This is a genomic window from Bacillus sp. MYb78 (assembly GCF_002975115.1).
Lineage (GTDB): Bacteria > Bacillota > Bacilli > Bacillales > Bacillaceae_G > Bacillus_A > Bacillus_A cereus.
Window position 1 is genome coordinate 40,070 of record NZ_PCOB01000009.1, and the last position, 24,542, is coordinate 64,611.

Below are 24,542 nucleotides of genomic sequence, written 5' to 3' on the forward strand. Positions count from 1 at the left end.
TAAATCCTATATTGACTATATCACACTTTAGTAAAATATAAATATCATATTTCCTTTTACTAAAAACCCCCTATTCTTTCATATATTTCGATACAAAAAACTTTCTCAACATAAAATTAGAATTTTCAGTTTTTATTCTTATGAAAATCAATTATAATAAAGTTAATAAATGTTTGACCTCTCCTAATTCATGTACATATGGATGATCAGTAGTCGCTGCTACTGATCTATTTTTTTGATTTCAGAAAGCAAATATGCTGCATCCTTTCCTACACCACAAATAAGTGCAGAACCCCTTTGAGACTGCCACGGCAATCCGATATAATACAATCCTTTTACTGGACTTATTCCCTTTATATGATTAGGAAATCCTTTCTCATTCACTGCTTGTTCAATTTCAATCCAATTATAATTTTGAACAAAACCAGTTGACCATATAACGCTTTCTGCACTATATGTTTCACCGTTCTGAAACATAATGTTATTTTCTGATGCACTTACTACTTTTTCCTGTAGTTGTATTGCTCCATTACGAATGAGTTCCTTACCTTCAAATCCAAAAATAGGATCCTTTCTCTTTTGAAACCATTTCCCCCTCTTTGTATTTACTTCGGCGTACAATAAACCCAATTCTTCTAACCAATTGAAAATACTTTTTCTAAAAAGATGTAACGGTAAATACGTTAAAGGATGACTAATAGACATTGTAACTTCATGAGTCTTTGCAAGTTCTACTACAATTTGCATTCCCGAATTCCCTCCACCTACTACTAGTACTTTTCCCTTAGGAATTTGTGATGGTGATTTATATTGTGATGAATGTATTTGATAAACATGCGATGAAAGATGTTGTGAAAATGAGGGGATGTACGGTTGCTGAAAACCACCTGATGCGATAATAACTTTTTTCGATTGTAAAATTTCTGTAGGAGTGTGCAATTCAAATATTTCTTCCTCCTTTCTTATTTTTATAACTTCCGTTTTCAATTGTACCGGTAATTGAAAATGTCTTGCATATTCTTCTAAATAAGTTGCAATTTCATCTTTATATGGAAATTCATTTTTTTCACCTATTAACGCCATACCCGGCAAGCTACTGTAAGACCTTGGGGTAAAAAGCTGCAAAGAATCATATCGATTTCTCCATGAATCACCAACTCGTTTTCCTGCCTCAAGTAATAAAAAATTATACCCTTCTTGCTTCAAGTAATATCCCATTGTTAATCCAGCTTGACCCGCCCCAATAATAATTAGATCTTTCATTCTAATCCCTCCTCTTCTTAAACGTATGAATACTTGTTCATATATTCATACGTTTCCATAATCATAACATTTTCTTTTTATATGATTCAATATCTACTCAAAATAAAAAAGAGCAGTTCACTGCTCTATGAACTACTCTTCATTCCATTTCTACAATTTTTCCTCGTATAGTGTAATTCTATTTGAAAACGGATCAATTACAGTTAATTCAATTGTACCCCAAGGTGTTTTTTCTATATTCGGCTTCGAATAAGCATATTCTTTACTTAATACTACAGAATGATAATCCTTTACATCATCTATTTTGATCCGAATCGCACCACCTGGTGAGGCATCACCATGATGTTCTGATAAATGTATCACAGCATCCTGTAACGAAATTTGCAAATATAATGGCATATTTTCCTCATACCGATGTTCCCAATCCAGTTTAAATCCTAAAAAACCTAAGTAAAATAGTTTTGCTTTTTCAATATCAAAAATTCTAAATATAGGTGTTATCATTTATACTCTCCTCCTATTTATAAACATCTGCTGCCAATTCTCTCAAAACTTCCACGTTTACTACTTCAAAACAACCATCATTCTTCTTTATTATCTCTTTATCACAAAAAACATTTAATGTGCGCAACAAATGCCGATAGCTCGTTCCTAACAATTCCGCTGTTTCCGTTAAATTCCCACTAAATACAATTCTATTTTCATGCTGAACTGCTCGTTCCCCTGCTGCTAACATGTAACTCGCTAGTCTATTTTCAAGTGGATACAATAAATTAATTGTACTGTTTTTGGAAAGTCGGTTTAATTTATGTGCTAATGATCCGCAAATACATCTTAAAAATTTCGCATCATGAAATAGCTTATTTCTCACTTTTCCTAAAGGTAACCCCACACAATACGAATCTGCCATCACTTGTACGTTTGAAGTGATTCTTTGAGAATGAATTAACTCCACATCTCCAAGTAACTGCAAACTATCGTAAAAACATAATAATACCGATTTTCCGTTACTTAATGTGTTAAACGCTTTCGCTTTTCCTTCAACAAAGAAATATAAATAATCTATCTCTTCATTTTCTCTACAAATAAACTCATTCTTCTTAAAAAATATAAGCTCCATATATGGTTTCATATTATTAGTAAAAAATGAATCAATGTTATTTTGCTTTATATACTCTGCCAATTTAATTGAATTACATATTTTCTTCATAGTCCCCCACCTTTACAACTCATCCCCATTGTAATCAAAATTTTCTTCTTCCACTATGACATATGTCATAACAATACACAATTTCAGCATGATACATTCATTACAAATATGAAATATAAAGGGGATATTACATTGTATAACTTTCTTTCTGTCTTTATTGGTGTGCTCATCGCCGTTATGCTTCCATTGAATGGAATTTTATCCGAGTTAATTGGGAAGTATACAGCCAGTGTTGTCATTCACCTTGTCGGTTTAATTGCAGTTATCTTCATTTTAATCATAAACAAAAACAAAATTCGTTTCGATAAAAGTATTCCACTTTTTTTATATAGCGCTGGAGCGATTGGAGTATTCACTGTTCTTTTTAACAATATAAGTTTCTCCGTCCTTGGTGCTTCTATTACGATCGCATTAAGTTTACTCGGTCAATCCATTGCTTCCATAGTTATTGATCATTTCGGTTTATTAGGAATGAAAGTTGCAAAGTTTGAAAAGAAAAAACTAGTTGGATTAGCATTCATCTCTTCTGGGATTATTATCATGACAATATATTAATGGGGGGCAAAAATATGTTATATATTACGATCGCTATTTTAGCTGGTGTTTCTATCGTTGTTGCTAGAATTATTAACGCGAATTTAGCAAAGGAAATTGGAAACTGGGAAGGCACGTTTTTCAATTATATTACTGGATTATTTTTCTCTATGTTATTTTTAATTTTCAGTTCAGATTCATTGTATATCCCTATTCATAAGTTGCAGTCTATTCCTATCGCCGTATACTTAGGCGGATTAGTAGGCGTTATCGTTATTTCATTATCCAACTATATTACTCCTAAAATATCAGCCTTTTATTTAACATTACTCATCTTTATCGGACAATTATTTGCGGGGACTATTATTGATTTCTTCCTGACAAATGAACTCTCAATTGGTAAAGTTATCGGTGGCATTTTCGTATTAATTGGGCTCACTTACAATTTACTCATAGATCGCCCGATAAAAACTGTGAAGCATAACCAAGTTCAACTATAATACTTTACGCTTACCTATCATATATTAATAGAAAAGCTCTTCACACGAAGTAATAGAGAGGAGAAAATCCTATTAAAAAAATTATTTTATTGCTAGGTAGCATATTAATTATTTCTGGAATTGCATGGTTTATAAACTCGGGAAAATCTATTCAAGATCTCTATACTGCAAATAAACCGAAAAAGAAAGCTACTATTATTTCAAGCTCGCGAGATCCAAATGAGCCCCCTGTTTTTTTAGGAAAACAGGAAATAAAAGATATACATGTAGAATCAATTAAAACAAAACAGGATATCTTTCTCACAAAAACAGATGAATTAAAAACGTTTATTAACAGTATGAATACCGCAAAAAAAGGTAAATTAACATTAGATGAAGAAGGATCAGACTTAATAGATTGTGATATGTGGATTACTTTCGAGGATGGAACTTATAAAAAATATTTCATATGGGTAGTTGATCATCACAGCAGCGAAGTGATGATTGCTCAGCAAGATACTCCTGATGATGTAAACCTTACGTACTATCAGTTAAACGAAGATAGTTCAAAAAAAGTTTATAATTTATTTAAAAAAATTTTTTAAACGAAAAAGTCATGAGCACGTAAGCTCATGACTTTTTGCATTATATATATTCAGGGAACACTTTACATCCCTTTTCCTGTTCTATATCATGACCAAAGAAAATAATTGGCTTCTCTTTCATCACAACTTCTTTTAAACGTTTAATTGAAGATAAAGCTAATTCCGAATCAAATCCCGCGAACGGCACTTCATCTTCAAAATTTTCTTTCGTATAAGATGCATCAATCGTTAATAATACAGGACCGGATTTTTCTGTCTCAATTAATAGCGACTGATGGCCTGGAGAATGACCTGGCGTATACAATAATTGAACACCTGGTACCACTTCATAATCCCCTTCAATAATTTTATAGTTCAAATGCGGTAATATACATTCTTTCATATATTCTTCTCTATGAAGTGCTGCCTCATATTCCGTTCGTTGCACAATAATCGGTGTATTTGTAAAAGCACCGTTTCCTCCTGCATGATCAAAATGTAAGTGAGAACTAATAATATATAAAAGGTCGTCCGGCTCATACCCTACACGCTTTAATATATTCACGATTCTATCTTCTTCAGTCATTTTCGGTAAAATCTGTCCTTCAACAAATGTACCGTTAAAAAGCCCTTCATTATTAACTGCACTTTCTGGCATACCTGTATCTACTAAAATAGGCCCCTCTTCTGTCTCCAAAAGATAACACCATACAGGTAAGTTCAATAAATTCCCCGGCGCGAGTGTACTATTAACAGAAGAATGATCTAACATACAACGACCTGCTGGGATGAAATAAAGCTTCTTTACTGTCATTATGTATCCACCTTTACATTTAGTTTTGGATAAAGTAATACAGTAAAAAATTCTTCTTTTTAGAAATAAACTCCTTCTAGACTATCAGTACAGCTTACATAAAAATGAAACATTAACACCGATTAACGCTGAAAACTTAAAGAAAGCACATGCACTACTTGAAAGCGGGCACACCATTGGAAAAATCGTATTAGAGAAATTTTAATCATGATAGTGACAGATAGTATGTAAAATTATATTAACGATTTTTCGAATATATCTATCATAACGTACAATATATCAACGATTTTTCAAATATATCTATCACAAATCAAATTATATCAACGATTCGTCAAGGTATATCGATTTATCGACAAATAGCAACAATAAGAAAAGGCTGTTCCAGATGAACAGCCTTTTCTTTATTTACTTGAAATCTCTTGATTATTTTTAACGTCTAACGGAGCTCGCTTCCCTATTCCGAAAGCATAGAAACTAATTGTAACGATAGCTAAGAAAACAATACCTACAACTAGTGAAATGCGCGTATCGTCGTTAAACCACATACCGATTAATACCATAATTAAAAAGGCAATTGTTAAATAGTTTGTAACAGGAGCAAATGGCATTTTGAACGGATGATCTTTCATCTCTGCCTCTTTTTCTTTTCTAAAATTAATTTGACTAATTAAAATGACGAACCATGGTACCATACCAGGAAGTACACTCGCGCTATATACATATACGAATAAGTTTTTCGGTGCGATATAACTTAAAACAACACCGACCGCTAAACCGATAATTACACCAACTGTACCGAATAAAGGTACACCATTTCCAGAAAGTTTCGTGAAATATTTCGGTGCTTGTCCATTTACACCTAACGTATAAAGCATACGTCCAGCACTATAAATACCACTATTACAACCAGACATTGCCGCTGTAATTACAACGAAGTTAATAAGTCCAGCTGCTGCCGTAATACCAACTTTCGCAAAAGTCGCTACGAACGGGCTACCAATTGTACTTAATTGATCCCACGGATATACAGTTACAATAACAAAAATAGCACCAATATAGAATATTAAAATACGCCAAATTGTACTTTGAATCGCTCTTGTAAGTGTCTTCTTCGGATTTTTCGCTTCGCCAGCAGTAATTCCGATTAATTCCACACCTTGATACGCTCCAACTACAAGTGATAATGCAAAGAAGAATCCTGAAAAACCACCTGTAAAGAAACCGCCATTTGACCAAAGATTAGATATGCCAATCGCTTCTCCGCCGTTACCAATTCCGAAGAAAATAAGACCAAATCCCGCAATAATCATTAATAGAATCGTAATGATTTTAATCATCGCAAACCAAAATTCAAATTCACCAAATGACTTAACAGAAATTAAGTTAGCTGCGCCAAGAATGACCATTGCGATTATACCTGGTATCCAAGCTGGTAAGTCCGGGAACCAATATTGCATATACGCTCCAACCGCGATAATTTCTGACATCCCAACGATAACCCACTGGAACCAGTTACTCCAAGCTGTCATATAACCAGCTAGCGGATGAATATACTTATGACCGAACGTCGCAAATGAGCCTGTACTTGGCTCCATATACAACATTTCTCCCATGGCACGCATGATGAAGAAGATGAAAATACCTGCAATTGCATAAGCAAGCATTACTGACGGACCTGTCCATTTAATTGTGCTGGCTGACCCCATAAACAAACCAACACCAATCGTTCCGCCTAAAGCAATCATTTGAATATGACGTGCTTCTAAACCTCTTTTCAATTCTTTGTTTGCCACTTCACTTCCCCCCTCTTAGATGATTCATAGCCGCATTTTAAAACAAGATGCTTTCCCCTAATTCCTTTCGGCTCTGAAAATGATGAAGCAAACGTCATTTTACACTAGCTTTAAAGCTATCCTAAAATCGTTTTGTGCTCCTAATAAAATTCTCAAAACCTTTCATCTTCCAATATTCTATAAATCTTAAAATTACTTACCTTATATTAATTCATTAATCTGAAAAATTCAATTATTTTTTCAATAAATTATTATACATAAGTCTGATTAATTTTTAACTAAATTAACAATAAAATACATCTATTCAATATGATTCCGGCATGTATATTATTACAATATAAATAACAGAGGAGAGCATTTCTTCCTCGGTTTCATATGTCAAATACTTCAACCTTTATAGTTGATAACGTAATTTCCCACACATTCGATTTATATATCAATGAGAAATTTAATATATTAATAAACTACCAACTTCTTTACCCCAGCCAAAATATAAAAGAGCCTCATTTAAAAATGAGACTCTTTTACGATTTCATATTTAAACCGATTTCAAAGTTTGCTTACCAAAAATAAACACTCTAGTAAACACTGACATTACAACTACTATAGCCAGAAAATAAAGTGGCATCACCATTAATGAACCCGTATGAAGTTGGCTCATTCCCCAAATTGTCATCGTTACTACTATATAGTACCCTAAGCTAAACAACGCTCCAGCTGTACCAATGACATCTTGAAAATCTACTAACGCTAAACTTAAACAATTAGGTAACGCTACTCCAATTCCTAATAGCAATATAAACATCGCTATTAAAAATCCAATCATATATATTATGTTTTGGTTTGATCCCAATGCTGTAATAACAGTTAAAAGGATAGCTCCCACTGTCATTACAAGACAACCAATATATATAATTTTCTCTGGTCTATACGTGGCAAGCAATCGTTTCGAAACTTTCGCTCCAACAATAGAAGCAGACGCTACAACAATTCCTAGAAATCCATACATACTAGGCGATAATTGAAAGTATTCAATAAAGATAAACGGCGCTTCTGCATAATAGCTAAATAAAACACCATTTGCTCCTCCAATTAATAGCCCATACGTTACTACTTTCGGATTTGTAATTAACTTCTTAAAGACTGAAAACACATTTATTTTATTCGTTACTGAGTCCGTCTTTGTTTCAGGAAGAGAAACAAATGTATACAGAAAAATCCCGACACTCATAACTACTAAACTTAAAAATACTATTTTAAATCCAAACATTTGATCAAGAAAGCCACCAATTAACGGTCCTATCGCTGGTGTAAAAGCAATGACTGCCGAGATTTGAGCAAACATAACATGCCGCTTATGCCCTTCTACACTTTCCCGAAGAATCGTTTGTGTAACCACGGATCCTGCACTTACTCCAAACGCTTGAATAAAACGACTTACCAATAAAACTTCAATGGAATTTGCAATATAGCATAAGAAACTCCCAGCGCCATATATTACAATTCCAAATAACATTGCTGGGCGACGGCCAATTATATCTGATAGCCATCCAATAAAAAATACACCTAAAGCAAATCCAGCAAAATACACACTAAGCGTTAACTGCACCTCATTATTACTTACATGTAACGCCTTTGAAATGTCCGGTAAAGACGGTGTGTAAATCGTTTCACTAATTTGCGGAAATGCGACAAGAACAATCATTAACAAAAGTGATGGTACTGAGACTTTTTTCATTTTTCATACCCTCCTATAACTTTGAAAATCCCAGAAATAAAAAGACTTTCCTTAGCTACGGAACAGGAGGGGCCATTATAGAAATCCGGTCATAAAACAACAAAGAAAACACCTCAATTACGTATGTTAATACTTATAGGAGGGTAATATTAACATCGATTTTTAAATATACTTTTTCAATTATATTACATATTACTTTTATTTTTCTAGTATTAACGTTCAAATGTTCTTTTTATATTAGTGAACAACTAATACACACCATAGAAGATAACTACTTGATATAACCACCTTATTATGGAATAATTAGAAATAGTTTGAATCTATAAACCTAATTATAAAATGATATACTCATATATTCCTAATGTCATAAAGCTGAACAAGTAGGAGGACTTTCGTAATGATTGAAATTTTAAGGACAGTAGTCAACTTTCTAATTTCTCTATTCTCAGGAGAATTACCATTTGTATATTATGTATGGATTATTACCCTATTCCTAATTCAAATAACCCAATCTACTCTAAACTATAAACTCTTTGACAAGAAAAACAATTTAAGCACTTATATATCGGAAGGATTACTTGCTTTTATTATTTTATTGTTTGGAGGAATATTAGTATCTAAGTTACTTGCTTACATAATAGACGATCCTACTATTAGTATGACGAATTTAACACATTATTTTGTTTCTCTTATCATATTAACTATATTTGTCGTAATAACCTGTGTTAAAGACTTTATAGAGACATCTATAAAGAATAAAAATATATCTCTTTTGAGCTTTTTAGTAATTTCCTTCATAACAAGTATACTTTCATTCAAGTTTTTATCACCTTTAATTGAAGGTTCTTTTTCTCTTTCTAAATCTTTTATCACCACTTTAATCATTCTTGTAACTATATCAATCCCTCTATTAATTTCCTTAGAGGATAAGTATGCAGACGAAAAGGAAACGGAAAATTTATAGTTTCTCATTTACATAAAAGAAAGAGGAAGCTCCCCTCTTTCTTTTAAATCATCCCTTTTAATATCAATCCTAAAACTGACATTATTATCGCACTAATAATAATTCGCAAAATCCAAGTAGTGTTTGTACTTATTTTTTCTAATTGCTTATTGATTGTTGCTATATCTTTCTCATTAATAGTAGTACGCGTTTCTAAATTTCGAATGTCTCTCATCATTTCTTTTTGCTCCGCCTTGAGACTGTCAATTTTAGCGTAAACATCTTCCATATATTCACACCCTCTGTTCATCTTAATAGAAAAATCTATATATATTATGAGACAACCCTCTTACCTGTGAATACATTGCGTATATCCGCGTACCAAATTTTTTGTACAATCTAATTGAATTACTCACATGTTTCCATTCTTCTATTTATAAATTAGCGTTAAGATAGATTAAAATTTAAAAAGGGACCCCTTGCTTATTTAACAACAAACAAAATGCAATCCAACATTCGGGAGCACATACGATAATTTCTATTGTTTTCATCACCATTTTCATATTTACAACGTAATATAAATCCACTTTTTGAACTGTTTAAAGTATACTAATATGAATACGAAATAGCTGTATTGATAAACTCTCTAGAACAATAAATATACTGGCTGAAACGGATCTATATCCGATATTTTTTCCAGTAACATGTATGGTTATTTCTGATAAATGCGTTTGTACATCATTGTTTTCAAAAATTTCATCCTTAACCTTTACAATATCTGCTTCACAATCTACTTCTTTAAAAGTTTTCAATAATTTTGTTTCCAATAAACTACAATCAAAATTCTCATCTTTTATTACGGCAAATTTAACCTTCATATCGATTTCCCCATTTTTAACAAACTAAAATCATTAAATCAATATAAATATATATTATCCTATTAAATAATTCAAAATATACGCTTCTTATGTACATTATTAAAAATCAGTTCTAAAGAATTAAATTCAAAAAGAAATTACATAGTAGGCGTTCCACTAATCTTTGGTATAATTCGTCTCTTACTTATTTTGCTCATTGCACTTTTTTATTTTCCTCACTATTTCAACTGAACTTTCTGTAATAATACATATTTCAAATAAATTATTTCCTTTCACTCATACTTTTATCATTGAGTTTTTATTCACAAATTCGTAACACATACATATGAGTTATCATGCTAAAATTAGTTTATTCACAAGAAGAAGTTATTCTTAATAAATCAATAATTTTTAATACCCTGTTTAAAGCCTTGCCCCCCTGCAAGGCTTTTTCCTATTTAACTAGAGTAGTAGTTTTCGTTATGCTTCTCTCCCCCCTTGTTCCTTACCCTACAAATAATACTGCATGTTTATTTTAATTTTTCAGCATCCGTACTCGCTCTGTTCGAGAGCTCTTTACCAAATATTCAATCTAATGATAAAATTGACCAAATTAATATTTTCGTCCATAACTGTATCAAAAAGTACACTAAAGAAAAATGGCACTCTCACGATTAAGTAAACGCGAGCTTTTTCTTCTATCTACTTACTATTTAAGGTTAATAGTTTAGTAACAAGATTTAAAAATTCGACTTAAATTCATTGATGAATGGAGAGGTTTATATGAAATTAAAAGACAAAGTAGCAATCATAACTGGTGGTGCAAGTGGAATTGGCGAATCTACTGTTCGTCTTTTTATCGAAGAAGGTGCAAAAGTAGTTATTGCTGACTTTTCTGAACGTGGAAAAGAACTATCAGATGAATTGAATGCACATGGATATGATACGTTATTTATTAAAACCGATGTAACAAAAGAGGCAGATATTAAACAGCTAATTCATGAGACAGTAAGTACATACGGTAAATTAGATATTATGTATGCAAATGCCGGCGTTGCTGATGATGCACCGGCAAACGAATTATCCTATGAAAAGTGGAAAAGAACTATTGATATTAATTTGTCTGGGGTATTCCTTTCTGATAAATATTCGATTGAACAATTTCTTAAACAAGGTACAGGTGGTGTCATCGTTAACGCTGGTTCGATTCATAGTTTTGTTTCATTACCTACCCCAACAGCGTACTCCTCTGCAAAAGGTGGTGTGAAACTATTAACTCAAAATTTATGTACTGCCTACGCTAAATATGGAATACGTATTAATGCGGTGTGCCCTGGTTATATTGACACCCCTTTACTTGGTAGTGTTAATCCTCAACAAAAAGAATATTTAGCTTCACTTCATCCACAAGGCAGACTTGGAACACCAGAAGAAGTTGCTAAAGCTGTCTTATTTTTAGCAAGTGATGATGCTAGTTTTGTTAACGGTACAACACTTCTTGTTGATGGAGGCTATACTGCACGTTAATTTTAAAATTTTGAAGCACCCTAAGAAATATATAGTCTTCAACAAGAAAAAGCGCCATCACAAGTGACGGCGCTTTTTCTATGTAAGAGCAACTAGAAGATATCCTTCTAGCCTACTCCCATTTATAAGTCCAAAACTGTTCAAGTTGCAGCCATTTTAATGTTGCTGCATCTTTGTTTTTTATTTTTGCATGCGTGTCTTCAAGCATTGCTTCTGTTTGTGAACGGTGCGCACCTAGTGCCGTTAATTTATGATCAAATACTTCACTAATGTTATTTACAACATCCGGTTCTCCTAATACTGCCTCACGATTTTTCGTAATCGCAACAGCATGGATAACTGGGCGCTCTTCTTTTGGCATACGTGATACAGCGCGAACGACAGCGCGGCCAAATGCATTATGATCTGGATGTACACCGTGCTCTGGATAAAATGTAATAATTCGAGATGGATTTACTTCTTGAATGATTGCTTCAATTTTGTCAGCAACGAAATCAACATCTTCAAATTCTAACGTTTTATCATGGAAGCCAAGCATTCTTAAATCTTTAATGCCCATCGCTTCACAAGCATCTTTCAATTCTTTCTCACGGATATTTGGGATCGTTTCACGGTTAGCGAATACGTTCTTACCCATGTTACGTCCCATTTGTCCTAGAGTACCACATGCATATGTTACAGGTACTCCTTGATCTGTTAATAAGCGAATTGTTCCTCCCGCAGCATATGCTTCATCATCTGGATGCGGAAATACAACAAGTACATGTCTCTCCATAAGTTTCCCTCCTTCTTACTTAAATGGTGTTAAGCTTAACTCAAGTGCAACTGCTAGACGACCTAAATTATCATGTCCAGCTAGTAATAAACGCTCTTGACCATCTACTTCCCAGTGCGTAATACCCTCAGCATATACCCAACCATGATCCATTTTTAGACCAACTCGGTATGGATTTGTTCCAGTTATCTTCCCGCGTTCAAAACGGATAATTGCATTTCGAATGAAAGCACCAACTGTCATCATCTTTTCATTTATGTGTGATGCATACGCTCCGTTTGTCGTTTCTAAATGAATATATACATCTTTATTTACAAAACGTTCAATTTCATTTTGAATAAGAGAACTATCTTTTACTATTTCCATCGGAATTCACCTCTTTAAACCATTTTACGCAAAAATAATGTAAATTGCTATCTCTATATTAGAGGACAACGCTCACTTTTCCTAATAATTTGCACTGTGTTTTTTATATTTTTTATATGATATGTAAAAAATACATTTTTTCCTTCACTTTGTTAAATAGTTTTCTTTCTTTTTTGAATTTGCTACAATATATTCTATCCCGCATTATTGCAGTGAGATACATTTCGACAATTGAATACATAATTTAAAGAAGGTGACATGATTGGAACAATCAGCACATGAAGTAGCAAATTGGCAATATTATTTTGCAATTGCCGTATTTTTAATCACGTACGGATTTATTATTTCTGAGAAATTGAATCGTGCTGTAATCGCACTATTCGGTGCTGCTATTATGATTATTTTTGGAGTTGTAGATTTACATACTGCTTTCACATCACATATTCAATGGGAAACGATTACCCTTTTAATTGGGATGATGATTCTCGTACATATTACGAGTCAATCAGGCGTCTTTGAATTTGTGGCCATTAAAGCGGCAAAAGCGGCTGGCGGAAAACCGATTCGCATTTTATTATTACTATCCCTATTAACTGCTGTCGGATCAGCATTTTTGGACAATGTAACGACTGTTTTATTAATCGTTCCTGTTACATTATCCATTACACGTATTTTAAAAGTAAATCCTGTGCCTTATTTGATTTCAGAAGTGCTGTTTTCAAATATAGGCGGAACAGCAACATTAATCGGTGATCCACCTAATATTATGATTGGATCAGCAAACAAGCATTTAGACTTTAACGCCTTTTTACTTAACTTAGCTCCAATCGTAATTATTATTTCTATCGTGACACTTGGCATTATTTACTTTATGTATCGTAACAAACTAAAAACAACACCTGAACAAATCGAAAAACTAATGGCATTAAACGAAAAAGATTACATTAAAGATCAACGCCTCCTTTTAAAATCTATTTCGATTTTAGGACTAACTATTTTAGGCTTCGTACTTCATTCGATTATTCATGTAGACGCTGCTGTTATCGCGATGACAGGCGCTACACTTCTTATGTTAATCGGCGTGAAAGAACATGATATTGAAGATGTATTTGCCCACGTTGAATGGGTAACCATTTTCTTCTTCGCCGGACTATTTGTTCTCGTTGGCGGGTTAATTGATATCGGACTTATCTCTTCACTTGCAAAAGAAGTAATCGGCGTAACAAACGGTGACATCGGATTCGCAGCTATACTTATTTTATGGGTATCTGGCATCGCATCTGCGACAATCGACAACATCCCATTTGTCGCTACGATGATTCCTCTTATTCAAGACTTAGCTACAGGACTCGGACTATCTGTCGATTCTCCGCAAATAGAAGTACTATGGTGGGCGTTATCTCTTGGAGCTTGCTTAGGAGGAAATGGAACGCTAATCGGAGCATCTGCAAACGTAGTCGTTGCTGGTATTGCAAAACGTGAAGGACATGCTTTCTCTTATATGGACTTCTTAAAAATTGGTTTACCATTAACTATTGTTGCACTCTTGTTATCACATGCTTATATATATTTACGTTATTTAATGTAAAAGTTGTATTGCATGAAATTATATCGTCAAATCCAAAAGGTTTGCAGCATCGTGCTGCAAACCTTTTTTCATCACCAAAATATACCGATAATTGCTAACCCACCTAAAATCATACCACCAATTTGTCCGACAATTGTTGGTGATAATTGAACACCTTTTCTCACTTCAACAACTGGTCTTTCGTGCCTTAGTTGTTGCACTTCGCTTTGCAGTTGATGTACACTTCCGTGTAACTCTTTAATTAGTTCCTTTAATTCAGCGACCTCTTCATTTACTGGTTTTGCTTTTTCTAAATTCATTTTACATAACTCCTTATAAATTCAATCAGTTCACTGTAAATTTTCGCCAATTATCATTATATCTCCTGCATACTACATATATAATATTGAATGTATTCGCTAATCTTGCAACCCTATCCATTCATCCCGCAATATCCCCATAATGATACGATCAAAACACTTCCCATCTCTTTGAACCGCTTCTCTCATACACCCTTCCATCTGAAAACCTATCTTTTTATACAACGCAATGGCTGCTTTATTATAAGAAATCACATCCAGACCGACGCGGTGTAAATTCAATTCATAGAAAGCATATTTTAAGATAAGATGGATTGCTTCTCTTCCATATCCCTTTCCTCTATCATTTGCATCTCCTATACCAATGGCTAATAAACCCGTTCTGTTATTCCACTCTATGCCATGAATTGCAACAAAACCAATTAAGCAATCATCTTGAACTGTCCTTAACATGAAAGAAACACTATTCGATCTCCGTCCCTTTAATAGCCCATCACTTGCTATTTCTTGTATCGATTGCGGGAATGCTACATCTGTATCTACATTCCTTAAATACTCACTATCTTCTTGCCACATAGCCATTACTTCAGCATCTGCTTCTCTAATAGCTGATAATTTAATCGTTTTATTTAAAAAAAGATTCATTGTCATTTCAAACTCCCCCTTTTTTAATGACAGGGATAATTATTAGCCTATTTATCCCCTTATTCTATAAACTGCTTTATACACGGGATACTTACAATAAGCGCTGACATTGGCACATCTCCTCTACACGAAATTAACTTCATTGTATAATTTTTCGTTTATTCTAACAATAATAAAAAGCCCTCCAAATTTAGAGGGCCTTTCCTAATAGCGAAACTATATTATTTCGTAAACATTTTCTCCGCTTCATCCATTGCCATTTTGTTACCTAAAGCAGAATAGTCAAGCCATGGTTGGTCATTAATAATGTATACGTGCTTACCTTTAACAGCTTTTAAGTCTTTCCAAATTGGTGTTTCTTGAAGTTGTTTAAATGCAGCTTTCGCTTTATCATCTCTATTAACGACAACGAAAATAGCATCTGCATCAAAGTCAGGTAATACTTCTTGTGAAATGACTTCGAAAGGACGGTTTCCATCAATTTTCTCTACACCATTTGCAGGTTGTAATCCTAAGTCTTGGAATAAAATTGGTCCCATCGGTCTTTTCGTACTAAATACTCGTAATTCTTTTGCAGTAACACGAATTGCCATTACTTTTTCGTTATTACCTAATTCTTTATCTATTAAATTTTTTACTCGTTTTGATTGCTCTTCGTAATCTTGAATATATTTATCCGCTTCTTTCTCACGGTTTACAAGTTTACCAACTTGTTGTAACTGATCTCTCCACGTGCCTTCATCTAAGTTGAAAGAATGTGTTTTTGCAATTTTTTCGTATTTCGCTACATCTTTACCAGCATATTTTTCATCAACATAAATGTCAGTTGGCTTCAATTGAAGTAACGCTTCCATATTCGGATCTGTTACAACACCAAGTTTCTTCGTATCTTTCAACTGCTCTTTTGCGTGCGGTAAGAAATCTTTTAAATCTCCGCCAATAACAGAACCTACTGGTGTAATTCCTAATGCAAGTAAATTATTTGTTAAATGAATGGACATAGAGGCGATTTTTGGATCATTACTTTTTTCCGTTTTTTTCGTTGCCTCTTCATTAGCTTTAGTTTGACCACATGCTGCTAATACTAAAATACACATCATGCTAAATAAAATAGTAAGTTTCTTTTTCATATGTTCTCCTCTTTGAAGTATTTATTTTGTTTTTGTAAGTAAATAAAGAAAATACGGTGCTCCTAATGCCGCCACTACTACACCAGCTGGAATAGAGTTTGGCTCAAATATAGAACGACCTATCGTATCTGCTAGCACTAAAATAATCATTCCGATAATGCCAGCTAAAGGAAGAAAGTGTTGATATGTAGTACCTACTAACTTCCTTGCGATATGCGGAGCAACTAAACCGATAAAACCAATCCCTCCTGCCATCGATACACTTGCGCAAGATAATCCAACCGCTGTAGCTAAAAGTAATAACCGTTCTTTTTGAACAGAAACCCCAAGTCCTGCCGCTACACTATCACCTAGTGACAATGCATTTAACGCTTTAGATTTTAGCCACGCATAAGGGGTTAGTATGAAAATCCAAGGTAATAATGCAAGGACATGAATCCAATCCCTTCCCCACACGTTACCAACTAGCCATCTAGAAGCGAATGTATACGTCTCATCATTTAACTTGAGAGAGAAAAATAACGAAATTGCACTAAAACCAGCTGAAACTGCAATACCAACGAGAATAAGTCTAATGGGAAGTAAACCATTTGACCGATCACTCGCAAGTAAAATAATAAGAAATGCAGCTAATACTCCTCCGCCAAATGTAAATAACGGTATTAAAATAGATGCACTTTCATTAATAGAATGAAAGAATGTAACGAATATAATTAGCCCGAAAGATGCACCTGAATGCAGTCCAAGAATACCAGGGTCTGCAAGTGCATTACGGGATAATCCTTGCAAAATCGCACCGGAAATCCCAAGGCCAATACCAGCTAACATTGTGATTATAATTCTTGGCATACGATAATCATATAGCACGGTTGCGCTCTCAAAATCACCATAACCAAAAAGTGTTTGAATTACTTTAAGTGGCTCTATACTCAGTGTCCCTGTATTTAGACTGATTAAAATTACAGCGATACTTACACATCCGAATATTGTAGTTACAGTAATAGCTCTCTTTTTATCCGTGTTAAAAAGATCTTTCACTTATAACTCCCTCCCAACTTTACGTGCTATATAGAGGAAGAACGGAACTCCAACAAGAGCTACCATAATCCCTATCGCAAGTTCCTTAGGAGGATTTACTGTTCTTGCTCCTAGGTCAGCTACAACTAATAACATAGCTCCTAATAATGCTGACATAGGAATAATGAGTCTATAATTCACACCAACTAATTTTCTAGCAATGTGCGGGATAACTAATCCTACAAATCCAATAGAACCAACAGCTGAAACAGAAACACCTGCCAGAATAACTACTATAATCATCCCTAGTATTCTCGTTCGGTTCGTTTTCACTCCTAAATTTGTAGCAACATCATCCCCCATTGATATGAGTGAAATAGATCGCCCTAACACTATTGCAAAAATAATCGTTATAAGAATAATAGGGACTAAAAATTTCAAGTGTTCCCACTTAACCCCTGCAACACCACCAGCATACCAAAACGCTAAATCCTGGCTTAAATCATAATAAATCGCAACACCTGAACTTAATGAATGTAAAAGCGCTGCCATAACCGCTCCAGCAATCGTTAACCTCATTGGTGTTACCCCGCCTGATGTTGCTGATCCAATAACAAAAATAAGTACTGTACTTAAGACTGCTCCAATAAAGGAAACAATCATTAAATAGGAATACGGCATATGCGGAAAAAAAGCAAAACTAAGTGCTACTACAAACATCGCTCCTGCATTTATGCCAAGTACACCTGCATCAGCTAAAGGATTTCGTGTTACTCCTTGCATAACCGCTCCAGCGACCGCAAAAGCTGCCCCTACAACTGCTGCTCCAATTACTCTCGGGAGCCTTAATTCATAAATAATTTGGTGCTGCGTTAATTTCGGATTGTAATCCAAAACCGCAGTCCACACCGTTTGTAAATGAATATCCTTTGCACCAAATGAAATGGCTAAAAATATAGATCCAATTAAACATAAAATTGTTAAGCTCATGAAACATATGAACTTAATATGTATCCAGCGGTTATTACCAGCATGTACAGTAGACTTATGTAACATGTTTCATTTCATCCTTTATATTCAGTTGTTTTTTGTAATTATTTTTTATTTATAATTATTATTGATAATAATTATCATTTTCATTTAGATATTATATCCCCACTTTTTTTAAATAGCAAACTATTTTTTCACTTTTCTACAATATTAAAATACTCATTACAATTCCCTTCTAAAACTTACAAATACATGCAAAATAGACTACTGGATTATTTTTTAAATTGTAGTATACTTATTGATTATTTTGATTTTCCCAATAAAAACATCGAAGGTGACACAATGTTCTATATAAAACAACTACTACATTTCACTTACGAACAAGCATTATCTTGCTTATTCCCAGTCATTATTTTCTTAACACTAGCCCTTTCAAAAATTGTTTCAATCCCAGGGTTATACCGCTATGATTTCATACTCATCGTATGCCTTCTTATGCAGTGGATTATGTACAAGACGGGTCTTGAAACAAAAGACGAACTAAAAGTAATTACCATCTTCCACCTCATCGGCCTTTTACTAGAAATATATAAAGTACATTTCGGTTCATGGAGTTATCCCGAAGAGGCATATTCGAAGGTTTTTGGAGTTCCGCTTTACAGCGGTTTTATGTATGCGAGTGTCGCGAGTTACATATGTCAAGCGTGGAGAAGGTTGCATTTAAAAATGCATCATTGGCCGAAAGCTATTTTTGCCGTGCCGTTAGGAGCTATGATTTACTTCAATTTTTTCACACACCACTTTACATACGATTTTAGATGGATATTAACTTTACTACTATTCATTGTTTTCTCTCGCACATTTGTACAATTTTCATTACAAGGCGTTACATATAAAATGCCACTCGTTCTCTCCTTTTTCCTTATCGGATTTTTCATTTGGATTGCAGAGAACATCGCAACATTTTTCGGAGCATGGCAATATCCAAATCAACGGGAAGCATGGAGTCTCGTTCACTTAAGCAAAATTAGTTCATGGTTTTTACTCGTTGTTATTAGCATTATGATTGTCACGCAGCTCAAACATTTGAAGGAATCAAAAAGATAATGCTGATTATGTAAAAACAGTTAGCCCATCATTCATTAGAGAGTGATGGGCTAACTGTTTTTAGTAATATTTTTTAAACCTTCCTTATCAAGGGAGTTATAATTTACAAGAGTATAAGCAATTAAACATTATGAACTGCTACTAGCAGAAGATGTTGCTGCAGATGAAGCGGCAATCGTTGCCATCATGGCTGCCTGTTGTGCTTGTATGAGGACTTCTATCATTGTTTGTAAACCTGTGTTAGTAGCTTTACTTTCCTCACCTTTCTGACTTACGAACAGTTGAATAGCAATAAGAATATTTGTATCTGTATGCCAACGGAACAATTTATCCCCCTGCAATTTTTCAATAAATGCTCGAATAGAATGAATCTCTTTTTCTCCGTCCTCGAGTAACGCTAGTAGCCCGATAGCTGGGTAATGCATCTGTTTTACTTTTACCTTTTCTTGCTTTAACAAATTCCATATATTTGTACATTTTGCAACTAATAGTTCTTCCCTGACATCCTTCTTTAGTGAAAGAATATGACTCAAAAATTGAAGATCATTCCCTTTACGCAAACCAGCTGTCGCTAGTTTCTGATAAAGACGTTCCACTCGATCCATAAGTGTTTCTACATGCTCTGATTGTCCTGCTAATAAAACTGCGAGCGGATAATCATTTGTACTTGTAAGAAAGAGGTGATCCTTTTTCATGCGTTTATATACTTGCATCGAACGCTGAATATGTGTGCCATGCTGTTCATTTTCTTCTGTTAAAAGCACAGCTGCTGCGAGATAAGTAAATATACTCCGGCTAAAGCCACCAGTGACCAATTGTTCATATAAATCTAAAAACGTCCGAAAAGCTTCGTTGTAATCTGTAAAGTGAATATCTAATGTTGCAGCCACTACAAAACGATGATAAGACTTTAAGTATGAAAACATCCCTACCTGATTCTTAATATAACTACTAATTTCTAAAAAACGTCCGAGATCAAACAATTTATCACTACCTGCATACATAGCAGCAATCATCATTCCTGTTCGAGAATCACTCGTTTTCCATTTTAGTTCTCCCTTTAACTGTACATATGTATGTTTATATTGCTCCAACTTTTGTTCTAATGTAATCATAGTATTCACCCCTATTTCTAGTTCTTCTCTATTATTATACGTATATTCCATATTTAGGAATACTATAATTAATAATCACACCATAAAAATTATAAAATTCTCTTATCCTTCTTCATCAGCACCACGATGATAATCCCTAATCCTTCAAGAAGTTATACAAAAAAGGTAGATAATAATTTATCTACCTTTTTTGTATATATTATTTAACATTACAACTGTATTGCTTGTTATATGCAATTAAGACTAAAGAGCTTTAATAATACGTTCCATCGCTTTCATTTGCCCAATATGATCAGCTTCATGATAAAGCATCATACCGTAAAGCTCCCCTACTGTTTCCAATCCTAGGAATGGCTCTGGCAGTTTATTTTCAAATGCTTCTACTGGAATTTCGTTAATACGTTTTGCTTGTTCTTTTAATTGAGCCGTTAACACTTCTAACGATGGTCCTTCTGTTTTCCATTTAGATGGTCGTGATCCATACCCAAACATACCTGGATATTCAGTTGGTAATTGTTTAAATTCTTTTCCAAACATGAAAACTTCTGCTGCTGTTAACACGTGTCCAATATGCCAACGAATTGTATTGTTAAAACCCTCTGGCTGCGTATCCACAGTTTTATCATCTAACGTTTCCATAAATTTAAGTAACGCCCCGCGCGTTATTTCAAATTGTTTTAAACCCACTAGTCTATTCATTTTATCGTTCCCCTTCTTGATGTACAATTTATTATGAACTAATAATGTTCAATTTATTAAAGTTTCACCTTGTTTAATCTATCAGAAACAAATAAGAAATACATCTAATATGCTTATTAAAAATAATAAAAAGGTTCACTCCTCGTAAATATAGAATTACTTACTATGTAAATAAAAGAGGAGTGTACTTGCATGTTACATATTTTAAAACAGCAATATAATCTTATTAGCTCTACAAGAGAAACTCTATTCACATTTTTAGAAGAAATCCCATTAGAAAAATTACATAGCACTGTTCCGAATTTCGGGAGCGGTAGCATTATAAAGACACATATTCATGTAGCCGATTGCTATCGATACTGGCTTGGATCATTTGCATTCAAGCAAAAAAGAGCAGATTTTTCATTTGCTAGCGATTACGAAATTGAGCATGCAGATGTCGCGAAAGTCCGTGCTAGATTTAAATTAGTAGATGAGACTGTACAAAGTTTTTTAAATGAATACAATGATCGTTGGCTTGAAAACATAGCAAATGAAGTGAAATGGCAAAGAGAACCTTGGAGCACAACTCCGCTATGGCTTTTAACTCATACAGAGACTCATGAGTTTCATCATAAAGGACAAATTGTATCAATGGCTCGTCACCTTGGATACAATCCTCCTGATACAGACCTTAGTTAATTCAATGGTCCATGATTACCGAAAAAATTAGAATGAATACAAAACGAGCATGTTTTGAAATCCAATCAAAACATGCTCTTAAAATATTCTATCTTACAATCTCCATATCCTCATCAATACCAAATAGTCTCCGCATAATTATAAGCATCACTATTTGGTATTGCATGTTTCCCCTGTGCTTGCGCCTTTCTTGGATCTAAGTCATATACCATTGGCGTATAGCATGATGTTTGCCCTTTATTTACAACACCATTTCCTCCAGCGCTTCCACAAGTGTATGCCTTTCCATCTGTTTTTCTAACAATCCTTGCATCAGCTTCGTTATTATAAACTGCCAGGCGAGTTACAGTAACTTTTGCCCACGCTGTCTTACACGTCGTGCTAAATTTTAATTCCACATAAGAATTTGAATCAATCCACTTCTTTTCTTTCGTTACTGCAGATTGATCACAGCTGTTATAATAAGGACTTTTCCCATCATATGAATGGTCTTCTGCGTATGCTTTATCGCTATTAGTCGTGCTAAACATACTAGTTACAACGAGTAAAGATAGCAATAAACATGCACTCGTCTTTTTTAAAAGTTTCATATCATTTCACTCCTTTATTAATAACGTGCTGTTTTCCCGTAACCGTTATTAAACGTAACTGCTTCAGCATCTGCTGTGTATCCGAAATCAGCAGTTAAATCAAATACCATTCCTGTATAAGTGCTCGTTTGACCTGTTTTTATTGTGCCGTTCCCCTGATTAGAAGTAACTGATTTTTGGAATACACCATTTTTATATTTATTCACAACAGCGTACGCGTACACTCCTCCTGAAACAGCTGGTGCTGGTTGATCTAAAACAAACTTAGCCCATGCTGCATGACATTTATTACTGTAACGTAAATACACTGTCCCTACTTTTTTACTACCTTCATATACAGCTGTAGATTTTGCATTAAATCCATCTGCATCACACGTCGTACTTCCCCCGTATACTTTCGTTGTTGCTGGATTTTTCCCGTCATAATAACTACTTAAATCAGTAGCTGCAAATGTACTTCCTTGAAAACTAAATAATACACCTATACTTGCCGCACTTAACACGCATACTTTCATTAACTTTTTAAACATTTTAAATTTCTCCTCACAATAAGTACGTATACTAAAGACAAGCTATACTGCTATGTAAGTCCTCCTTTCACGCTTCCTAGAGGCATCTTACAGAAACGAATAAACGTTGTAAATTCCCTTATAATTATTGGAATATACGAAGAAATTTACGTATCCGTCTAAGAAAAAAAGTTGAGAAATACACATTTTATAGCATCCTTTATTTAAAACATAAAAGAACCGATACTTGTTATATTCAAGCATCGGTTCTTTATACAAAATTGCCATTTTTTCTTTTATATAAAATAAATATTTCTCCACTTAATCCGTTACAAAAAACTCCCTCGTTACATCAATAAATTGTCGCAGTGGCACTGTCATCCATTTGTCTTTATGCCAAGCGATTTGCGTATAAATCGGAGAGATTGTATTTTCTAAATGTAACTCTTTTATCGTCCCCTCTCGTATATCTTTTTCTACTACTATTGCTGGTAAAACGGCTATGCCTAAATCTGCAATAACACATTGTTTAATTGCTTCAACACTAACAAACTCAATTTTATTTGCTGGATATACATCTTCCCAGCGAAATAGCTCTTCAAATAAAGTCCGATACGAGCAGCCTAATTCTGTTAGTAAAAGTGTTTCACTCTCTAAATCTTTTATAGAAACTGAAGGTTGTTCAAGTAAACGATGCGTAGGAGCAGCTACTACTTTTAATTCTTCTTTCATAAGTGGTTCCACATGTAAAACATCTTCTGTTTTACATTCGTCCAAAATAAATGCAAGATCTACTTTCCCCTCCATCAATTGTTCCTTCGCATCTTTATTGGAATGTGCTGGTTTAAATATAAGTTTTATTTTTGGGAATTTTATTTTAAACCGCTTTAATATAGAAGGCAGTCTGTATGTACATTGACTTTCTTGTGCACCAATTATTAACGTACCTGCTATTTCTTCATCATCTTTCACAGCCATTTTCGCTTCGTTACTGAGTGCAATCATCTTGTCGGCATATAGTTGAAACTTCCTACCTGCTTCAGTTAAGAAAAGACGTTTTCCTAATCTTTCAAATAACGGTGTACCGAGCTCAGCTTCTAACGTTTTAATTTGCGCTGTCACGCTCGATTGAGCAAAGTTTAATTTCTTCGCAGTTTGTGTAAAGTTCAAAGTATGTGCCGCTACTTTAAATGTAATTAACTGTTTTATTTCCATTTATCATCCCTCTTTTCAATCGATATTTCCGATTGATTCCATCGAAATAATCCTCTTTGTCTATTGATATTTGT

Annotated in this window: 28 protein-coding genes; 8 read left to right on the top strand and 20 right to left on the bottom strand. The window is 34.0% G+C overall.

Going from position 1 to position 24,542, the window contains the following annotated elements; genetic code table 11:
* Positions 1-219: 219 nt before the first annotated feature.
* From CQ064_RS18030 to CQ064_RS18040, 3 genes are all read right to left on the bottom strand, one after another.
* Positions 220-1,263, bottom strand: a complete 1,044-nt coding sequence (locus CQ064_RS18030) for a flavin-containing monooxygenase (RefSeq protein WP_000653865.1) — start codon at positions 1,261-1,263, stop codon at positions 220-222.
* A 150-nt stretch (positions 1,264-1,413) separates the two neighbouring features.
* Positions 1,414-1,767 carry a glyoxalase superfamily protein gene (locus CQ064_RS18035; protein ID WP_000632406.1) on the bottom strand — a complete coding sequence of 118 codons (354 nt, stop codon included), beginning with the start codon at positions 1,765-1,767 and terminating at the stop codon, positions 1,414-1,416.
* Between the two features lie 13 nt (positions 1,768-1,780).
* Positions 1,781-2,473: a cyclic nucleotide-binding domain-containing protein gene (locus CQ064_RS18040; protein ID WP_000717647.1), complete on the bottom strand. Its 693-nt coding sequence runs from the start codon at positions 2,471-2,473 to the stop codon at positions 1,781-1,783.
* 108 nt (positions 2,474-2,581) lie between these two features.
* Here CQ064_RS18040 and CQ064_RS18045 point away from each other — a divergent pair, with 108 nt between their 5' ends.
* The 3 genes from CQ064_RS18045 (at position 2,582) to CQ064_RS18055 (ending at position 4,091) form a co-directional block, all read left to right on the top strand.
* Complete coding sequence (locus CQ064_RS18045; RefSeq protein ID WP_003271105.1) at positions 2,582-3,028, top strand: DMT family transporter; 447 nt, start codon at positions 2,582-2,584, stop codon at positions 3,026-3,028.
* Positions 3,029-3,042: 14 nt separating this feature from the next.
* Positions 3,043-3,507, top strand: a complete 465-nt coding sequence (locus CQ064_RS18050) for a DMT family transporter (RefSeq protein ID WP_000965811.1) — start codon at positions 3,043-3,045, stop codon at positions 3,505-3,507.
* Positions 3,508-3,596: 89 nt separating this feature from the next.
* Complete coding sequence (locus CQ064_RS18055; protein WP_000901530.1) at positions 3,597-4,091, top strand: hypothetical protein; 495 nt, start codon at positions 3,597-3,599, stop codon at positions 4,089-4,091.
* A gap of 40 nt (positions 4,092-4,131) precedes the next feature.
* On the opposite strand, the gene aiiA is transcribed toward CQ064_RS18055, so the two are convergent.
* The 3 genes from aiiA to CQ064_RS18075 form a co-directional block, all read right to left on the bottom strand.
* Positions 4,132-4,884 carry a quorum-quenching N-acyl homoserine lactonase AiiA gene (gene aiiA / locus CQ064_RS18060; RefSeq protein ID WP_000216591.1) on the bottom strand — a complete coding sequence of 251 codons (753 nt, stop codon included), beginning with the start codon at positions 4,882-4,884 and terminating at the stop codon, positions 4,132-4,134.
* A gap of 401 nt (positions 4,885-5,285) precedes the next feature.
* Positions 5,286-6,677 (bottom strand): amino acid permease, encoded by a 1,392-nt coding sequence (locus CQ064_RS18070; protein WP_001284402.1) that lies wholly within the window; start codon positions 6,675-6,677, stop codon positions 5,286-5,288.
* A gap of 538 nt (positions 6,678-7,215) precedes the next feature.
* Positions 7,216-8,415, bottom strand: coding sequence for a multidrug effflux MFS transporter (locus CQ064_RS18075; protein WP_000758010.1), 1,200 nt, complete (start codon positions 8,413-8,415; stop codon positions 7,216-7,218).
* Between the two features lie 397 nt (positions 8,416-8,812).
* Between CQ064_RS18075 and CQ064_RS18080 the strand changes: the two genes are divergently transcribed.
* Complete coding sequence (locus CQ064_RS18080; protein WP_000570038.1) at positions 8,813-9,379, top strand: DUF5823 family protein; 567 nt, start codon at positions 8,813-8,815, stop codon at positions 9,377-9,379.
* A gap of 43 nt (positions 9,380-9,422) precedes the next feature.
* Here CQ064_RS18080 and CQ064_RS18085 read toward each other — a convergent pair whose 3' ends face one another.
* Together CQ064_RS18085 and CQ064_RS18090 are read right to left on the bottom strand one after the other, a co-directional pair.
* Positions 9,423-9,647, bottom strand: a complete 225-nt coding sequence (locus CQ064_RS18085; RefSeq protein ID WP_000390469.1) for a hemolysin XhlA family protein — start codon at positions 9,645-9,647, stop codon at positions 9,423-9,425.
* A gap of 310 nt (positions 9,648-9,957) precedes the next feature.
* Positions 9,958-10,236, bottom strand: a complete 279-nt coding sequence (locus CQ064_RS18090) for a hypothetical protein (RefSeq protein ID WP_000865009.1) — start codon at positions 10,234-10,236, stop codon at positions 9,958-9,960.
* A 762-nt stretch (positions 10,237-10,998) separates the two neighbouring features.
* On the opposite strand from CQ064_RS18090, the gene CQ064_RS18100 reads away from it, so the two are divergent.
* Positions 10,999-11,742, top strand: a complete 744-nt coding sequence (locus CQ064_RS18100; RefSeq protein ID WP_000768013.1) for an SDR family NAD(P)-dependent oxidoreductase — start codon at positions 10,999-11,001, stop codon at positions 11,740-11,742.
* 112 nt (positions 11,743-11,854) lie between these two features.
* On the opposite strand, the gene bshB2 is transcribed toward CQ064_RS18100, so the two are convergent.
* Together bshB2 and CQ064_RS18110 are read right to left on the bottom strand one after the other, a co-directional pair.
* Positions 11,855-12,517 carry a bacillithiol biosynthesis deacetylase BshB2 gene (gene bshB2 / locus CQ064_RS18105; protein ID WP_000439487.1) on the bottom strand — a complete coding sequence of 221 codons (663 nt, stop codon included), beginning with the start codon at positions 12,515-12,517 and terminating at the stop codon, positions 11,855-11,857.
* A 15-nt stretch (positions 12,518-12,532) separates the two neighbouring features.
* Entirely contained in the window at positions 12,533-12,883 is a 351-nt protein-coding gene (locus CQ064_RS18110; RefSeq protein ID WP_000407046.1) for a YojF family protein, read from the bottom strand.
* Between the two features lie 262 nt (positions 12,884-13,145).
* Between CQ064_RS18110 and CQ064_RS18115 the strand changes: the two genes are divergently transcribed.
* Positions 13,146-14,471 (top strand): ArsB/NhaD family transporter, encoded by a 1,326-nt coding sequence (locus CQ064_RS18115; protein ID WP_000437983.1) that lies wholly within the window; start codon positions 13,146-13,148, stop codon positions 14,469-14,471.
* Between the two features lie 71 nt (positions 14,472-14,542).
* Here the strand turns inward: CQ064_RS18115 and CQ064_RS18120 are convergent, their stop codons facing one another.
* The 5 genes from CQ064_RS18120 to CQ064_RS18140 all read right to left on the bottom strand — a co-directional run bounded on the left by CQ064_RS18120 (position 14,543) and on the right by CQ064_RS18140 (position 18,618).
* Positions 14,543-14,770, bottom strand: a complete 228-nt coding sequence (locus CQ064_RS18120) for a coiled-coil domain-containing protein (RefSeq protein WP_001047304.1) — start codon at positions 14,768-14,770, stop codon at positions 14,543-14,545.
* A gap of 99 nt (positions 14,771-14,869) precedes the next feature.
* A complete protein-coding gene (locus CQ064_RS18125; protein ID WP_000178465.1) occupies positions 14,870-15,421 on the bottom strand; it encodes a GNAT family N-acetyltransferase in 552 nt (183 codons plus the stop codon).
* A 215-nt stretch (positions 15,422-15,636) separates the two neighbouring features.
* On the bottom strand, positions 15,637-16,545 hold the full coding sequence (locus CQ064_RS18130) for an iron-hydroxamate ABC transporter substrate-binding protein (RefSeq protein ID WP_000728226.1): 909 nt from the start codon (positions 16,543-16,545) through the stop codon (positions 15,637-15,639).
* Between the two features lie 21 nt (positions 16,546-16,566).
* Positions 16,567-17,583: a FecCD family ABC transporter permease gene (locus CQ064_RS18135; protein WP_000653828.1), complete on the bottom strand. Its 1,017-nt coding sequence runs from the start codon at positions 17,581-17,583 to the stop codon at positions 16,567-16,569.
* Positions 17,584-18,618 (bottom strand): FecCD family ABC transporter permease, encoded by a 1,035-nt coding sequence (locus CQ064_RS18140; protein ID WP_000902728.1) that lies wholly within the window; start codon positions 18,616-18,618, stop codon positions 17,584-17,586.
* A 276-nt stretch (positions 18,619-18,894) separates the two neighbouring features.
* Between CQ064_RS18140 and CQ064_RS18145 the strand changes: the two genes are divergently transcribed.
* Positions 18,895-19,659, top strand: a complete 765-nt coding sequence (locus CQ064_RS18145) for a DUF817 domain-containing protein (protein WP_000499377.1) — start codon at positions 18,895-18,897, stop codon at positions 19,657-19,659.
* A 128-nt stretch (positions 19,660-19,787) separates the two neighbouring features.
* Here the strand turns inward: CQ064_RS18145 and CQ064_RS18150 are convergent, their stop codons facing one another.
* Both CQ064_RS18150 and CQ064_RS18155 read right to left on the bottom strand, forming a co-directional pair.
* Entirely contained in the window at positions 19,788-20,825 is a 1,038-nt protein-coding gene (locus CQ064_RS18150) for a DUF4003 domain-containing protein (protein WP_003271092.1), read from the bottom strand.
* 192 nt (positions 20,826-21,017) lie between these two features.
* Positions 21,018-21,473, bottom strand: a complete 456-nt coding sequence (locus CQ064_RS18155) for a DinB family protein (protein WP_001081125.1) — start codon at positions 21,471-21,473, stop codon at positions 21,018-21,020.
* Between the two features lie 192 nt (positions 21,474-21,665).
* Between CQ064_RS18155 and CQ064_RS18160 the strand changes: the two genes are divergently transcribed.
* Positions 21,666-22,154 carry a DinB family protein gene (locus tag CQ064_RS18160; protein ID WP_000902416.1) on the top strand — a complete coding sequence of 163 codons (489 nt, stop codon included), beginning with the start codon at positions 21,666-21,668 and terminating at the stop codon, positions 22,152-22,154.
* 113 nt (positions 22,155-22,267) lie between these two features.
* Here CQ064_RS18160 and CQ064_RS18165 read toward each other — a convergent pair whose 3' ends face one another.
* The 3 genes from CQ064_RS18165 to CQ064_RS18180 all read right to left on the bottom strand — a co-directional run bounded on the left by CQ064_RS18165 (position 22,268) and on the right by CQ064_RS18180 (position 24,468).
* Positions 22,268-22,744 carry a DUF2690 domain-containing protein gene (locus CQ064_RS18165; RefSeq protein WP_000771162.1) on the bottom strand — a complete coding sequence of 159 codons (477 nt, stop codon included), beginning with the start codon at positions 22,742-22,744 and terminating at the stop codon, positions 22,268-22,270.
* Positions 22,745-22,761: 17 nt separating this feature from the next.
* Positions 22,762-23,274, bottom strand: a complete 513-nt coding sequence (locus CQ064_RS18170; protein ID WP_000473732.1) for a YjfA family protein — start codon at positions 23,272-23,274, stop codon at positions 22,762-22,764.
* 300 nt (positions 23,275-23,574) lie between these two features.
* On the bottom strand, positions 23,575-24,468 hold the full coding sequence (locus CQ064_RS18180) for a LysR family transcriptional regulator (protein WP_000403896.1): 894 nt from the start codon (positions 24,466-24,468) through the stop codon (positions 23,575-23,577).
* Positions 24,469-24,542 lie beyond the last annotated feature (74 nt).

What these genes read in the sequence shown, in the direction of transcription:
- CQ064_RS18030 (WP_000653865.1), bottom strand. Translation starts at nt 1,263, where the DNA reads ATGAAAGATCTAATTATTATTGGGGCGGGTCAAGCTGGATTAACAATG.
- CQ064_RS18035 (WP_000632406.1), bottom strand. Translation starts at nt 1,767, where the DNA reads ATGATAACACCTATATTTAGAATTTTTGATATTGAAAAAGCAAAACTA.
- CQ064_RS18040 (WP_000717647.1), bottom strand. Translation starts at nt 2,473, where the DNA reads ATGAAGAAAATATGTAATTCAATTAAATTGGCAGAGTATATAAAGCAA.
- CQ064_RS18045 (WP_003271105.1), top strand. Translation starts at nt 2,582, where the DNA reads ATGAAATATAAAGGGGATATTACATTGTATAACTTTCTTTCTGTCTTT.
- CQ064_RS18050 (WP_000965811.1), top strand. Translation starts at nt 3,043, where the DNA reads ATGTTATATATTACGATCGCTATTTTAGCTGGTGTTTCTATCGTTGTT.
- aiiA (WP_000216591.1), bottom strand. Translation starts at nt 4,884, where the DNA reads ATGACAGTAAAGAAGCTTTATTTCATCCCAGCAGGTCGTTGTATGTTA.
- CQ064_RS18075 (WP_000758010.1), bottom strand. Translation starts at nt 8,415, where the DNA reads ATGAAAAAAGTCTCAGTACCATCACTTTTGTTAATGATTGTTCTTGTC.
- CQ064_RS18080 (WP_000570038.1), top strand. Translation starts at nt 8,813, where the DNA reads ATGATTGAAATTTTAAGGACAGTAGTCAACTTTCTAATTTCTCTATTC.
- CQ064_RS18085 (WP_000390469.1), bottom strand. Translation starts at nt 9,647, where the DNA reads ATGGAAGATGTTTACGCTAAAATTGACAGTCTCAAGGCGGAGCAAAAA.
- CQ064_RS18090 (WP_000865009.1), bottom strand. Translation starts at nt 10,236, where the DNA reads ATGAAGGTTAAATTTGCCGTAATAAAAGATGAGAATTTTGATTGTAGT.
- CQ064_RS18100 (WP_000768013.1), top strand. Translation starts at nt 10,999, where the DNA reads ATGAAATTAAAAGACAAAGTAGCAATCATAACTGGTGGTGCAAGTGGA.
- bshB2 (WP_000439487.1), bottom strand. Translation starts at nt 12,517, where the DNA reads ATGGAGAGACATGTACTTGTTGTATTTCCGCATCCAGATGATGAAGCA.
- CQ064_RS18110 (WP_000407046.1), bottom strand. Translation starts at nt 12,883, where the DNA reads ATGGAAATAGTAAAAGATAGTTCTCTTATTCAAAATGAAATTGAACGT.
- CQ064_RS18120 (WP_001047304.1), bottom strand. Translation starts at nt 14,770, where the DNA reads ATGAATTTAGAAAAAGCAAAACCAGTAAATGAAGAGGTCGCTGAATTA.
- CQ064_RS18125 (WP_000178465.1), bottom strand. Translation starts at nt 15,421, where the DNA reads ATGACAATGAATCTTTTTTTAAATAAAACGATTAAATTATCAGCTATT.
- CQ064_RS18130 (WP_000728226.1), bottom strand. Translation starts at nt 16,545, where the DNA reads ATGAAAAAGAAACTTACTATTTTATTTAGCATGATGTGTATTTTAGTA.
- CQ064_RS18140 (WP_000902728.1), bottom strand. Translation starts at nt 18,618, where the DNA reads ATGTTACATAAGTCTACTGTACATGCTGGTAATAACCGCTGGATACAT.
- CQ064_RS18145 (WP_000499377.1), top strand. Translation starts at nt 18,895, where the DNA reads ATGTTCTATATAAAACAACTACTACATTTCACTTACGAACAAGCATTA.
- CQ064_RS18150 (WP_003271092.1), bottom strand. Translation starts at nt 20,825, where the DNA reads ATGGAATATACGTATAATAATAGAGAAGAACTAGAAATAGGGGTGAAT.
- CQ064_RS18155 (WP_001081125.1), bottom strand. Translation starts at nt 21,473, where the DNA reads ATGAATAGACTAGTGGGTTTAAAACAATTTGAAATAACGCGCGGGGCG.
- CQ064_RS18160 (WP_000902416.1), top strand. Translation starts at nt 21,666, where the DNA reads ATGTTACATATTTTAAAACAGCAATATAATCTTATTAGCTCTACAAGA.
- CQ064_RS18165 (WP_000771162.1), bottom strand. Translation starts at nt 22,744, where the DNA reads ATGAAACTTTTAAAAAAGACGAGTGCATGTTTATTGCTATCTTTACTC.
- CQ064_RS18170 (WP_000473732.1), bottom strand. Translation starts at nt 23,274, where the DNA reads ATGTTTAAAAAGTTAATGAAAGTATGCGTGTTAAGTGCGGCAAGTATA.
- CQ064_RS18180 (WP_000403896.1), bottom strand. Translation starts at nt 24,468, where the DNA reads ATGGAAATAAAACAGTTAATTACATTTAAAGTAGCGGCACATACTTTG.